The organism is Phenylobacterium kunshanense (assembly GCF_003254525.1).
In the GTDB taxonomy this organism is placed as follows: Bacteria; Pseudomonadota; Alphaproteobacteria; order Caulobacterales; family Caulobacteraceae; genus Phenylobacterium; species Phenylobacterium kunshanense.
Map to the genome: position 1 here is coordinate 435,241 of NZ_QFYS01000001.1, position 12,331 is coordinate 447,571.

10 protein-coding genes are annotated in these 12,331 nt (G+C 69.2%); 7 read left to right on the top strand and 3 right to left on the bottom strand.

Annotation, left to right across the window (positions count from 1 at the left end):
* Nucleotides 1–47: 47 nt before the first annotated feature.
* Nucleotides 48–1,139 carry a M14 family metallopeptidase gene (locus DJ019_RS02250; protein ID WP_111274349.1) on the top strand — a complete coding sequence of 364 codons (1,092 nt, stop codon included), beginning with the start codon at nucleotides 48–50 and terminating at the stop codon, nucleotides 1,137–1,139.
* Nucleotides 1,140–1,144: 5 nt separating this feature from the next.
* Here DJ019_RS02250 and recG read toward each other — a convergent pair whose 3' ends face one another.
* Nucleotides 1,145–3,220 (bottom strand): ATP-dependent DNA helicase RecG, encoded by a 2,076-nt coding sequence (recG, locus tag DJ019_RS02255; RefSeq protein ID WP_111274350.1) that lies wholly within the window; start codon nucleotides 3,218–3,220, stop codon nucleotides 1,145–1,147.
* 60 nt (nucleotides 3,221–3,280) lie between these two features.
* On the opposite strand from recG, the gene DJ019_RS02260 reads away from it, so the two are divergent.
* Genes DJ019_RS02260 through DJ019_RS02275 form a run of 3 tightly spaced genes read left to right on the top strand, consistent with a single transcriptional unit; the run spans nucleotide 3,281 to nucleotide 7,472 of the window.
* Nucleotides 3,281–3,574, top strand: a complete 294-nt coding sequence (locus DJ019_RS02260) for an FAD assembly factor SdhE (protein ID WP_111274351.1) — start codon at nucleotides 3,281–3,283, stop codon at nucleotides 3,572–3,574.
* A 28-nt stretch (nucleotides 3,575–3,602) separates the two neighbouring features.
* Nucleotides 3,603–7,052: a transcription-repair coupling factor gene (gene mfd, locus DJ019_RS02265; RefSeq protein WP_111274352.1), complete on the top strand. Its 3,450-nt coding sequence runs from the start codon at nucleotides 3,603–3,605 to the stop codon at nucleotides 7,050–7,052.
* 33 nt (nucleotides 7,053–7,085) lie between these two features.
* Nucleotides 7,086–7,472: a hypothetical protein gene (locus DJ019_RS02275; RefSeq protein WP_133255228.1), complete on the top strand. Its 387-nt coding sequence runs from the start codon at nucleotides 7,086–7,088 to the stop codon at nucleotides 7,470–7,472.
* 8 nt (nucleotides 7,473–7,480) lie between these two features.
* Here DJ019_RS02275 and DJ019_RS02280 read toward each other — a convergent pair whose 3' ends face one another.
* Nucleotides 7,481–8,812 carry a diguanylate cyclase domain-containing protein gene (locus tag DJ019_RS02280; protein ID WP_111274355.1) on the bottom strand — a complete coding sequence of 444 codons (1,332 nt, stop codon included), beginning with the start codon at nucleotides 8,810–8,812 and terminating at the stop codon, nucleotides 7,481–7,483.
* A 117-nt stretch (nucleotides 8,813–8,929) separates the two neighbouring features.
* Here DJ019_RS02280 and DJ019_RS02285 point away from each other — a divergent pair, with 117 nt between their 5' ends.
* The 3 genes from DJ019_RS02285 (at nucleotide 8,930) to DJ019_RS02295 (ending at nucleotide 12,056) form a co-directional block, all read left to right on the top strand.
* The gene (locus tag DJ019_RS02285; protein WP_111274356.1) at nucleotides 8,930–9,694 is read left to right on the top strand and encodes an SDR family NAD(P)-dependent oxidoreductase; all 765 of its coding nucleotides are present in this window, start codon (nucleotides 8,930–8,932) and stop codon (nucleotides 9,692–9,694) included.
* Nucleotides 9,695–9,763: 69 nt separating this feature from the next.
* Nucleotides 9,764–10,876 carry a CaiB/BaiF CoA transferase family protein gene (locus tag DJ019_RS02290; RefSeq protein ID WP_111274357.1) on the top strand — a complete coding sequence of 371 codons (1,113 nt, stop codon included), beginning with the start codon at nucleotides 9,764–9,766 and terminating at the stop codon, nucleotides 10,874–10,876.
* Between the two features lie 235 nt (nucleotides 10,877–11,111).
* Complete coding sequence (locus DJ019_RS02295; protein WP_111274358.1) at nucleotides 11,112–12,056, top strand: YihY/virulence factor BrkB family protein; 945 nt, start codon at nucleotides 11,112–11,114, stop codon at nucleotides 12,054–12,056.
* Here DJ019_RS02295 and DJ019_RS02300 read toward each other — a convergent pair.
* Entirely contained in the window at nucleotides 12,031–12,261 is a 231-nt protein-coding gene (locus tag DJ019_RS02300; protein ID WP_111274745.1) for a sulfurtransferase TusA family protein, read from the bottom strand. The two genes, DJ019_RS02295 and DJ019_RS02300, sit on opposite strands and share 26 nt — an antisense overlap.
* Between the last annotated feature and the right edge of the window lie 70 nt (nucleotides 12,262–12,331).

Consider the following 12,331-nt stretch of genomic DNA (forward strand, 5'->3'; position numbering starts at 1 on the left):
GCCATGGACAACCGCCAGCACGTTCTTGAGCGGATGATGAGGGGCTGATGTCTGAGAGTCCCTTTTCGGCGACGTATGCGGCGGCGCGAGGCAAGTTCGTCGAGGCGGCGCGCGCAGCCGGCGCCCAGATCGCGACCTACGGTCATCCTGAGCGGGGCCCCGACGGCGGCGATCTCGCTACCGATGTCGCTTGGATCGGACCCGCGGACGCGCCGGCCGTCCTGGTGCTGGTGTCCGGCACGCACGGCGTCGAGGGCCATTGCGGCTCGGGCGCCCAGATCGACTGGCTGCGGCGAGGGGAGGCGGCGCATCGGGGGGCCAATACAGCCGTGATGCTGGTGCATGCGATCAACCCCTATGGCTTCGCCTGGAGCCGGCGGGTGACCCACGAGAACGTCGACCTGAACCGCAACTTCATCGACTTCTCGCAACCGTTGCCGGAGAACCCGGCCTACGACGCCCTGGCCGACGCCGTGAAGCCGGCGACCTGGACCGAAGAGAGCCGCGCCGAGTCGCGAGCGGTCCTGCTCGGGTATGCGCGAGAGCACGGCTTCCCGGCGCTCGTGCAGGCGATGTCGGGCGGCCAGTACCGCCACCAGGACGGGATTTTCTATGGCGGCAAGACCGAGACCTGGTCCCGGGTCATGCTCACCCGGATCTTCGGTGAACGGCTGGCGCAGGCCTCGGACGTCGGTGTGATCGACTATCACACGGGCCTCGGGCCGCTGGGCTACGCGGAGCAGATCGTCAGCGCCATGCCCGACACCGACGAGTATCGCCGCGCCGCCCTGTGGCACGGCCTTGCGGTGGCCAGTCAGAGCGGAGGCGAGTCCGTGTCCGCCAAGCTGGCCGGCGACTGGCTCGATGCGGCCCCCGGCCTGCTTCCCCACGCCCGTGTCACCGGGATCGCCCTTGAATACGGCACGGTCGACAGCACCGTGGTCCTGGAAGCCCTCCGCGCCGACAACTGGCTGCATGCTCACGGCGATCCGCTGAGCCCCGACGGGCAGGCGATCAAGGCCCAGGTCCGCGAAGCGTTCTACGTGGACGACGACGTCTGGCGGGGGATGGTCCTCGGCCAGTCGCTGATCGCCTGTCGCCAGGCCATGGCAGGGCTAGCCCGGTCGGCGGCGGCATAAGAAGATCAGCCGGCGTCTCGCAGCGCGAGCCCCGCCTTCCAGTCGAAGAGTTCTTGCAGGACCTGCAGCGCGCGGCCGCGGGGGCTGGTCAGCTCGGGATCCCTGGCCACGATCAGCCGCGCGTCGTCACCGGCCGCCGCGATCAGCTCGCGATGGACGAATGGATCGGCGAACACATAGTCGGGGAGGCCGCTTTGCCTCAGGCCAAGGGCGTCGCCGCCACCGCGCAGTTCCAGGTCCTTCTCGGCGATGACGAACCCGTCGTCCGTGCGGCGTAGGATGTCCAGCCTCTGCTGGGCCGTTTCCGACAGTGGCGGGTCATAGAGAAGGACGCAGGCGCTCTCCCGCCGGCCGCGCCCGACCCGCCCTCGAAGCTGGTGAAGCTGGGCGAGACCAAAGCGCTCCGCCTGTTCGATGACCATGATCGTGGCGTTCGGCACGTTGACACCCACCTCGACGACGGTCGTGGCCACCAGAACCGAGAGCTTGCCGTCGGCGAAGTCGGCCATGACCGCGTCCTTCTCGGCGCCGGCCATCTTGCCGTGGACGAGCCCGACGCCCGGCCCGATGACCTTCCAGAGCGCCAGGGCGCGCATCTCCGCGGCCGCCAGGTCGCTGACTTCGGATTCCGAAACCAGGGGGCAGATCCAGAAGGCCTGGGCGCCGCCGGCAACCGCCTCGCGCAGGCGGCCGACGATCTCGTCGATCCGGGGCATGGGAACGGCCCTCGTGGCGACGGGCGTGCGGCCCGGTGGCTTCTCGTCGATGCGGCTGACGTCGAGGTCGCCGTACATCGTCAGTTCCAGGGTCCGCGGGATCGGGGTCGCCGACATGGCGATGAGGTGGGTCGCCTCGCCCTTTGCCTGCAGGCGCTGGCGCTCGGCCACGCCGAACCGGTGCTGCTCGTCGATGACCACGAGTTGGAGGCGATGGAACCGCACCTCGTCCTGGAAGAGGGCATGGGTGCCGACGGCCACCCGCGCTTCGCCCGACGCAAGGGCGCGGAGCTTCTCGGCCCGACCCGCGCCCTTGTCCCGTCCCGTCAGCAGGACGACGCCGACGCCATGGGCGGCGAGGGGCCCGGAGATCGTCTCGTAGTGCTGGCGCGCCAGGATCTCTGTGGGCGCCATCAGCGCGCTCTGGCCGCCGCCCTCGGCGACGTCGGCCATGGCGCACATGGCGACCACGGTCTTGCCCGAGCCCACGTCGCCCTGGACCAGGCGGCTCATGCGCTCGCCGGCGCGAAAATCCTGGCGGATGTCGTCCAATGCGCGGTTCTGGGCGCCGGTGAAGGCGAACGGCAGGTCGGCCTTCAGCGCCTCGGCCAGGGTGCTGGGCGCGATCCTGGCGGCCGGCTCGCGGCGGCGGGCGGCCTTCCGCTGGGCCATGGCGAGCTGGTGGGCCAGCAGTTCGTCGTAGGCGAGGCGACGGCAATGCAGGCTGAGCGGGGAAAGGTCGGCCTCGCTCCGCGGGGAATGCAGCAGCTCAAGGGCCTCCCGCCATGGAGGGAAACGCTCCCGCGTCAGGAAGGCCGGGTCCTGCCATTCGGGCAGGTCCGGGACCCGCGACTGGGCTTCGAGAACGAAGCCCCGAACCCGCCGGGCCGGTAGCCCCTCGGTCGCGGGATAGACGGCCTCGATCTCGGGGATGTCGTCCCGCCGCTCGGGGTCGACCATGTAGTCCGGATGCACCATCTGGCGGCCGAACCGGGTCTCCTCGACCTTGCCCGACACGATCCGGCGGGCGCCGACGGGATGGCGCTGCTGAAGCTGGTCCCCGAAACGGCCGAAGAACACCAGGGTGATCAGGCCGGTCGCGTCGGCCGCCTGCACCCGCCAGGGCTGACTGGCGGCGCGGGGCTTCTGATAGTCCTGAATGGTGACCTCGAAGGTCATCACCTGGCCATCGACGGCGGCCGACAGCATCGCCGGCGTACGCACAACGATCGAGTGCGGCCTGAGCCACAGCACGTCGCGCACGATGGGGCCCGCCACCTTTTCCAGGAGCGGAGCCACGCGCGGGCCCACGCCCTTGAGGGACGTGATGGGAGCGAAAAGCGGGAACAGAATCTCCGGCCGCATCCTTGGAGCATAGCTGACTGGCGCGAAGGACCGCGCCGCTCTATATCCGCGACCTCTCGCATGACCACAGACGAAGCACGGCTCAAGAAGCTGAAGCTGCGGGCCTGGCGCCGCGGCTTCCGGGAAGCGGACCTCATCCTGGGGCCGTTCGCGGACCAGCATGTCCCATCCTTCACCCCCGCCGAACTGGACTGGTTCGAAGCGCTGCTGGAGCAGCCCGACCAGGATCTCTACGGCTGGATCCTGGAGCGCGAGCCGACGCCGGCCGAGTTCGACGGCCCTCTTATGGACAGGCTCAAGGCTTTTCGGGACCAGGCCCACCGACACGTCACCGACGGCCCAGATCATGGCTGACGGGGCCCGCCCGCTATCCGCAGCGCAGATGCGCCGCGTGGCCGACGATCCGGGCCGCCTCGACCTGGTCGGCGCGCCCGAGGGATTCGACGCCCTCGTGGTTGCCGATATCGTCCGCGCCCGGAAGAACCTGGTGGTCTTCGTCGCGCGGGACGGCGCCCGCCTCTCGGCCTTCACGGAGGCCTTCCGGTTCTTCGGTCAGGGCGTCGAGGTTCTGACGTTTCCCTCCTGGGACTGCCTGCCCTACGACCGCGTGGGCCCCTCGGCGGGGGTGGCGGCGCAGCGAATGGCGACCCTGTCGCGCCTGGCTGAGGGTCTGGACGCCAAGCCGCGCCTGCTTGTCACGACGGTTCCAGCCCTGATCCAGCGCGTGCCGCCGATCAAGGCCGTCAAGCGGGCGAGCTATTCCGCGAAGGCCGGCAACTCGGTCGAGATCGCGGATCTGGAGGCCTATTTCGCGGTCAACGGCTACAGCCGCGCCTCGACCGTTTCGGAGAAGGGCGAATTCGCTATCCGCGGCGGGGTGATCGACGTCTTCCCGCCCGGCGCAGAGGAGCCGGTACGCCTCGATCTGTTCGGCGACACGCTGGAATCGATCCGGGCCTTCGACCCCGAGACCCAGCGGTCGACGAAGCAGCTGAAGGACGTGTCGCTGCTGCCGGTCAGCGAGGCGTTGCTGGACAAGGAAGCCATCAGCCGCTTCCGCACCGGCTACCTTGAGACCTTCGGCGCGCCGGGCGACGATCCGCTGTACGCCGCGATCTCCGAGGGCGGCCGGCGCGCGGGGATGGAGCACTACCTGCCGCTGTTCTATCCTGAGCTGGCGAGCCTCTTCGACTACCTGCCTCAGGACACCGTCGTCGCGCTCGACCATCTGGCTCGCGACGCGCGGGACGAACGCCTGGCGATGATTTCCGACGCCTACGAGGCCCGGGCCAACACCGAGCGACGGACCCACTATCATCCGCTGGAGCCCACGCGCCTCTACCTCGACGAGGCGGAATGGGGCGAGGCGCTGCGGGTTCGCCCCAGCCGCCGATTCAGCGCCTTCAACGAGGCCGAAAGCGAGGCCGTGATCGACATGGGCGCGCGGGCGGGCCGCAATTTCTCCGCCGAGCGCAAGCTGGACAGCGTCAATCTGTTCGAAGCCACCGTCGATCACGCCAAGGCGCTGAGCGCGAATGGCAAGCGCGTCCTCTTTGCGTCTTGGTCCGAGGGCTCGTCCGACCGGCTCGGCCACATGCTGGCCGATCACGGGCTCAACAAGCTGCCGCTGGCGCCGTACTGGGACGCCGCGAAGGCCGCCGATCCCAAGACCCCGCAGCGCGTGGTGCTGCCTCTGGACGCCGGGTTCGAGACCGAGACCCTGGCGGTCGTTTCCGAGACCGACATCCTCGGCGACCGGCTGGCCCGGCCTCGCAAACGGCGGCGGGCGTCGAACTTCCTGGCGGAAGCCTCGGCGCTGACGCCCGGGGACCTGGTCGTCCACATCGACCATGGTATCGGGCGCTACGAGGGCCTGAAGACGCTGGACGTCCAGGGCGCTCCGCACGACACGCTGGAACTCCAGTACGGCGGCGAGGCCAAGCTCTATCTGCCGGTCGAGAATATCGACCTGCTCACCCGCTATGGCGCAGACAGCGAGGGGGTCCAGCTGGACCGCCTGGGCGGCGCGGCGTGGCAGGCGCGGAAGGCGAGGGCCAAGGAACGCCTGCGGGAGATGGCCGACGGCCTCATCCGCATCGCCGCGGAGCGGGCCATGCGGCAGACCGAGGCCGCCGAGCCGCCGCAGGGCCTGTTCGACGAGTTCTGCGCCCGGTTCCCCTACGAAGAGACCGACGACCAGCTCGCCGCCATCGGCGACGTGCTGGAGGACCTGGGCGCCGGCAAACCCATGGACCGCCTGATCTGCGGCGACGTCGGTTTCGGCAAGACCGAGGTGGCGCTGCGGGCGGCGTTCGTGGTCGCCATGAGCGGCAAGCAGGTGGCCATCGTCGCGCCGACAACCTTGCTCGCCCGGCAGCACTACAAGACCTTCTCCGAACGGTTCGAAGGCTGGCCGGTCAAGGTCCGACGCCTGTCGCGCCTGGTCCCGGCGAAGGAAGCCTCAGAAACCCGCGATGGGCTGGCGAACGGCGAGGTCGAGATCGTCGTCGGAACGCACGCCGTGCTGTCGAAGCAGGTCAGCTTCAAGGAACTGGGCCTCGTGATCGTCGACGAGGAGCAGCACTTCGGGGTGAAGCACAAGGAGAAGCTCAAGGAGCTTCGCGCCGACGTGCACATGCTCACGCTCACCGCGACGCCGATTCCGCGCACCCTTCAGATGTCGCTGTCCGGCATCCGCGAGATGTCGATCATCGCGACCCCGCCGGTCGATCGCCTGGCGGTCCGCACCTACATCACCCCCTGGGATCCGGTCGTGATCCGCGAGGCGCTGCTGCGGGAGAAGTACCGGGGCGGCCAGGCCTATTTCGTCTGCCCCCGGATCAACGACCTGCCCGAGCTGGAGCGGTTCCTGCGTGAGCAAGTGCCCGAGGTGAAGTTTGTCGTCGGCCACGGCCAGATGGCGCCGACCCAACTCGAGGAGGTGATGACCGCCTTCTACGATGGGCAGTACGATGTCCTGCTCTCGACCACGATCGTGGAGAGCGGCCTCGACATCCCGACCGCCAACACCATGATCATCCACCGGGCGGACATGTTCGGCCTGGCCCAGATGTATCAGCTCCGCGGGCGGGTGGGGCGATCCAAGGCTCGCGCCTACGCCTATCTGACGACGCCCGCCGAGAAGCAGATCACCCTGTCGGCAGAGAAGCGCCTGAAGGTGCTGCAGTCCCTCGACAGTCTGGGGGCGGGTTTCCAGCTTGCCAGCCATGACCTCGACATCCGAGGCGGCGGCAACCTGCTGGGCGACGAACAGTCGGGTCACATCAAGGAGATCGGCGTCGAGCTCTACCAGCAGATGCTGGAGGACGCCGTGAACGAGCTGAAGGCGCGCGCCGACGTGGACGCGCTCGTCCCGGATCGCGGCTGGTCGCCCCAGATCAACACGGGCGCCGCAGTGCTCATACCCGACGAATATGTGCCGGACCTGAACGTGCGCCTGGCCCTCTATCGCCGGATCTCGGACGCCGAGAAGGCGCAGGATCGGGAGGCGCTGGCGGCCGAGCTCATCGACCGCTTTGGTCCGCTACCGCCCGAGGCGGACCAGCTCCTGAAGGTCGTGGCCATCAAGGGACTGTGCCGCCAGGCCAACGTCGCCAAGATCGACGTGGGGCCGAAGGGGGCCGTGGTCACCTTCAGGAACGACGACTTCAAGAACCCGATGGGCCTCGTCCAGTTCGTCGGAAAGAACGCCGTGGCCTGGAAATTGCGCCCGGACCACAAGGTGGTCGTGAAGGGCGAATGGGAGACACCCCGGCAGCGCCTTGATGCGGCCGAAAAGGTGTTGTCCGAACTGGCCAAGCTGGCCGCCTGAGCGCGTTCGCGCGGCTCGAGAGAGGAATTCCCGATGCGCTACGCTGTCACGACCCTTGCCGCGGCGCTTGCCGTCTCGACGGCCGCGCCGCCGGCGTTCGCCCAGGCCGGCGGCGCCGCAGACTCGGCCGACGTCCGGTGCCTGATGGTCCTGCAGGTCGTCGCGCGCGACCCTAAGCAGGCCGAGCAGGCTTCGAAGGGGATGTTCTACTACCTGGGGCGACTGACCGCCCGGGGGCCGACCGCGCGCATTGAGGGTCTGATGAAGGCCGAGGCCACCCGTCTCCAGCCTAAGCAGGCGCAGGCGGAGCTGCAACGCTGCGGCAGCGAACTGAGCGCGCGCACCAAGGAATACCAAGCGGTCGGCCAGCGGCTCGCGGCGGCGGCCCGTCCGCCCGCGGCCGCGCCTGCCAAGAAGTAGGCTGTGCCCTAGCTGGCCTTGCGGCCGTGCGCCATGGCGGCGGCCTGCTCCAGCGCGAGGCCGACGCCCTCGGGGCAGGTGATCTCGGCGACGCCGAGATCGAACTCGACGACGAACGGCGTCGCGCCTTGGCCGGCCTCGAACGCCGTGCAGCCGATGACGGCCGCGATCCGCTCGCCGGCGGCCCGCGCGGCGTGCAGGGGGGTCGCCGGCAGCGCCAGGGCGAAGACCTCGGGGGCAAGCCGCGCGGCCGTGTCCTCCACCCGGACCAGGCGACCGATCATGGAGCCGATCTGTGGGACGGCGCGGGCGACCCAGCCGCCGGCCCGAGGCGCCTTCAGCTCCGGCTTCTCGGAAACCTTCAGCATGCAGACGCTCAGCGGCCGGTTGCGCTCCCGGGCGCGGCGCGCGAGGCGCACCAGGTGGCTGGCGAACAGGTCGCGCGTAAAGAGGCCCGTGGCGGCGTCCATGAGGCCTGAGCTTCGGGCCTGTTCGAGCGCAGAGCGGATCGCCTTCTGCCGTCGATAGGCGCGCGCCAGTTCCACGACCCGAAGCGCCGTCTCGCTCTCCGGCGTCTCGGGCGAGGCCACATCGGAGATGCCGCGATGGTAGGCCTCGGACGCCGTCACCGGCGATTCCGCGCGCATGTAGAGCAGGGCGGGGGTGTGGTAGAGGCGTGTATTCCGGCGGAGGCCCGCGGCTATGGACAACGCCTCCTGCGGCGCTTCTCCGGCCCACAGCACGACGGCGTCGAACTGGCGCTCGTGCAGGTAGTCGAACGCCGTGAACGCGGTGAAGGCGCCCACCACCTCCGCGCCGTTGCGGGCCAGGGCGTTGGATAGCGCCAGGAACTGCGGGGCCGGTTCGCCGATGGCCAGCACGCGATAAGGCGTGGAGTCGGTCTCGGGAGGATCCAGCGGATGGCCACGCTCGGTGAAGGTCTCCAGCCGGACTTCGAACTCTTCTTCCGCGACGGCGGTGCGGACCAGCGTTTCCAGGCGCATGGCGGCCTGGGCCGGGTGCAACGGCGCGGCCAGGGTCACGTCGTAGCCGCGGTCATTCTGGAACGGGTCCGGCGCGCCCATGGCGATGACCGGCAGATGGCGGGGCGCGCAGGCGGCTCTGAGACGATCGGGAAGCCCCTCCGCCTCTCCTTCCAGCGCGGACAGATCCACGATGGCGGCCTGGATTTGCAGATCGGCGAGCGCGACAGCCGCAGCAGCCTCGCTGCGCGCCGTCACGGTGCGCCAGCCAAGGCGGTCCAGCCCCTCCGCGAGGGGACCAGCCGTGGAATCGTCACGCGCGACGATCAGGACTCGCGCCTGGATCCCTGCCGCCATATCCCCATCCGTTAGCGCCCTGTCCGTCCTAAGCACGGAATCACCCAGGGCCGGTAGAGTTGTTCCATATCCCTTCGCAGGTTGCGGAAGGGTTTCATTGTCGCAGGGAGGGGAACCTTGGCGGGAATTCTGACGGGGAAGACGGCGTTCATCACAGGCGCGAGCGGCGGCCTGGGCGAACACTTCGCGCGGCTCCTGAGCCGCCATGGCGCCGCGGTGGCGCTGACGGCGCGGCGTGAAGAGCGCATCCGAGCCCTGGCGGACGAGCTCAACGCAGGCGGCGGCCGAGCCGTCGCCCTGCCGCTGGACGTCGCCGACGCCGCGTCGATCGGTCCCAGCCTCGACCGCGCCATCGCAGAGCTCGGCGGCCTGGACATCCTGGTGAACAACGCGGGGGTCGGGGGAGAGGGGCTGGCCCTCGACCTGTCGATCGAGGAGTTCGACCGCACCTTTGACGTCAACGTGCGGGGGACCTATTTCGCCGCCCGGGAAGCGGCCCGGCGCATGATCGCCTCGGGCGTCGAGGGACGAATCCTCAACATTGCTTCGATCGCCAGCCACACCGTGCTGCCCGGCCTGTCCGCCTACTGCGGCTCGAAGGCGGCGGTCGCCATGCTGACGCGCAGCCTGGCCCGCGAGTGGGCTCGCCGGGGGATCGCCGTGAACGCGCTCTGCCCAGGTTACATCGAGACCGACATCAATGCCTCGTGGTGGCCCACCGAAGGCGGCCAGAAGCAGCTCAAGGGCTTCCCCCGACGCCGCCTGATGGATGCGTCGGAGCTGGACGAAGCGGTGCTGATGCTCGTGGGCCCCGGAGCCAGCGCGATCACCGGCAGCGTGATCACCGTTGATGACGGACAGTCCCTGCCGGGGGGCGGCTGACCCGACGGGGTTGGCTGACCGAAGGGCAAGCCGCTTAGATCGACGAAAGCTTTCTTGGGAGAAGACGCAATGCGCCAGGGTCCGCTGACCGGCCTGAAGATCGTGGAATTCGCCGGCATCGGGCCGGGACCGTTCTGCGGCATGCTGTTGTCGGACCTGGGCGCCGACGTTGTTCGGGTGGACCGCAAGGGGCAGGGCCGGGGGGCGCCGTCCGACGTCACGTCGCGCGGCCGGCGCTCCGTGGCGCTCGATCTCAAGAGTCCCGACGCCGTGGAGGCCTGCCTCAAGCTCATGGAAAAGGCTGACGGCATCATCGAGGGCTTTCGTCCCGGCGTGATGGAGCGCCTGGGCCTGGGGCCGGACGTGGCGCTCAAGCGGAACCCGAAGCTGGTCTATGGCCGGATGACCGGCTGGGGCCAGACCGGCCCCTACGCTCAGGCGGCCGGCCATGACATGAACTACATCGCCATCACAGGCGCGCTGCACGCCATCGGCACCAAGGACAAGCCGGTTCCGCCGCTGAACCTGGTGGGCGACTTCGGGGGCGGCGCGCTCTATCTGGCGTTCGGTCTGCTGGCCGGGATCGTCCAGGCCCGCGAGACCGGCAAGGGCCAGGTCGTCGACTGCGCCATGAGCGACGGCGCCGCCTCGCTGATGGCCATGTTCTATGGCTTCAAGGGCGCGGGCATGTGGCAGGAGGAGCGGCGCTCCAACCTGCTGGATGGCGGCGCGCACTTCTACGACACCTACCAGTGCAGCGACGGCAAGTGGGTCTCGATCGGCTCGATCGAGCCACAGTTCTACGCGCTGCTGCTGGAGAAGACCGGCATCACCGATCCCGAATTCCAGCGCCAGATGGACAAGTCCATGTGGCCCCAGCTGCGCGAGAAGCTGGCCAAGGTGATCGCCACCAAGACCCGGGACGAATGGACCGAGATCATGGGGGGCACCGACGTGTGCTTCGGCCCAGTGCTCGACCTCGACGAAGCGCCAAAGCATCCGCACAACGTGGCCCGCGAGACGTTCGTGGAAGTGGCCGGTGTGATACAACCCGCGCCGGCGCCGCGATTCTCCGCCACGCCGGGCAAGATCCAGGGACCGCCACCGGCCATCGGAGCCCACACCCAGGAGGCGCTCGCCGAGTGGGGCTTCTCCGAGGCTGAGATCGCCGCGCTGGCCTGAACAAGCTGAGCCTTAACAACCGCGTACCTGAAGGCGGCATTCAGGTGTGGTTCAGCCGCCGGGGCGGAGACTGACGGTCGGATCGGTCGTCGCGCTCTCCCGTCCCTCGAAGCGGCGAACGGTCCGGATGGAACGACACGCCCATCGGCGGCGCGCCACCTACTAACCCGGGTGGCGCGCCGTTATCCTTTTGGCGGCTTGCCACTCCGTGAGTCGGTCACCACCCTCCGCGCGCATGACGCCCCTTGAGATCATCCGGAGCTTCCGGGCCCGGGACTGGGACCCGATCCACATCCTGCGGATTGTCCTGACCGTCCTCGGCAAGGCGCTGTCCCGGCTGTGGGGACGCGACGTGATGCTCTACACGGGCGGCGTTTCGTTCTTCATCATGCTGGCGATCTTCCCGGCCATCGCGATCGTCATGGGGCTCTACGGCGTGCTCGCCGACCCCGCACAGGTGGCGCGCCAGGGCGAAGCGATGGCCCGTGTCATGCCCGACGCCGCCCGTTTGATCTTCCAGAACGAGTTGGTCCGCCTGGCTCAGGCGCCTGTCGCCGTTTCCTTCCAGAGCGGCATGGCGCTGATCATCGGCGGCTACGCCTCGCATCGCGGCTTCAAGGCTCTGCTCGCCGGCCTTTCGTTCATCCACGACGAGGACAATCCGCGGGGCTTCGTCAGCTTCAACCTGCTGGCTCTGGCCGTGCTGATCGCCGCCATCGCGGCATTGGGCGTGCTTTCGATCGTCTTCTTCGCCTTCCGCATCTTCGGGGAGACATTCGAGCTCCGTCCGCTGCGGGGTGCGCCGTGGCTATACAGCGAGTGGACGTGGGCCAGCGCGGGCATGGTGGCCGGCATGACGCTGATCTACCGCTGGGCGATGTCGCGAGAGCCCGTCGATTGGCGGGCCTCGGGACTGGGCGGCGTGGCCGCAGCGGCGCTCTGCATCTTCGCCTCGTGGGCGCTCGGCTTCTACGTCGAGCAGATCGCGGAACTCGGCGCCACCTACGGCTCGGTGGCGACGGTGGTGATCTTCCTGATCTGGCTTTCGTGGAACGTGAACGCGCTCTTCTTCGGGGGAGCCCTCGCCACGGAGGTCGAACTTGCCCTGCATAGCCGGCGGGTGCCCCTGGCCTCGACCCAAGGGCCGGCAGGCGTCAGTCCTTCGCCACCAGGAAGCTGAGCGCGCCGTCCACGTCGGCCTGATCGATCAGGCGCACGCCGGCCTGGCCGGCGAAGTGAGGGACGTCGATCCGGGCGAGGGGGTCGTCAGCCAGGAGGCGGATGTGCGCGCCCGGCGGCGCCTGCTCCAGGGCGCGGCGCAAGCGGAGGGTCGGCACAGGACATCGGTGCCCGCGCGCGTCGACCAGGATCTCTAGGGGGGGCATCCAGGCCGGATACACCAGCCTGGGGCCAAGGCCTATAGCGGCGGCGCCCGTCGGAGCGCCGCCGCCTGGG

Excerpts from the sequence above, each read along its gene's own strand:
- DJ019_RS02250 (WP_111274349.1), top strand. The coding sequence starts at position 48 with ATGTCTGAGAGTCCCTTTTCGGCGACGTATGCGGCGGCGCGAGGCAAG.
- recG (WP_111274350.1), bottom strand. The coding sequence starts at position 3,220 with ATGCGGCCGGAGATTCTGTTCCCGCTTTTCGCTCCCATCACGTCCCTC.
- DJ019_RS02260 (WP_111274351.1), top strand. The coding sequence starts at position 3,281 with ATGACCACAGACGAAGCACGGCTCAAGAAGCTGAAGCTGCGGGCCTGG.
- mfd (WP_111274352.1), top strand. The coding sequence starts at position 3,603 with ATGCGCCGCGTGGCCGACGATCCGGGCCGCCTCGACCTGGTCGGCGCG.
- DJ019_RS02275 (WP_133255228.1), top strand. The coding sequence starts at position 7,086 with ATGCGCTACGCTGTCACGACCCTTGCCGCGGCGCTTGCCGTCTCGACG.
- DJ019_RS02280 (WP_111274355.1), bottom strand. The coding sequence starts at position 8,812 with ATGGCGGCAGGGATCCAGGCGCGAGTCCTGATCGTCGCGCGTGACGAT.
- DJ019_RS02290 (WP_111274357.1), top strand. The coding sequence starts at position 9,764 with ATGCGCCAGGGTCCGCTGACCGGCCTGAAGATCGTGGAATTCGCCGGC.
- DJ019_RS02295 (WP_111274358.1), top strand. The coding sequence starts at position 11,112 with ATGACGCCCCTTGAGATCATCCGGAGCTTCCGGGCCCGGGACTGGGAC.
- DJ019_RS02300 (WP_111274745.1), bottom strand. The coding sequence starts at position 12,261 with ATGCCCCCCCTAGAGATCCTGGTCGACGCGCGCGGGCACCGATGTCCT.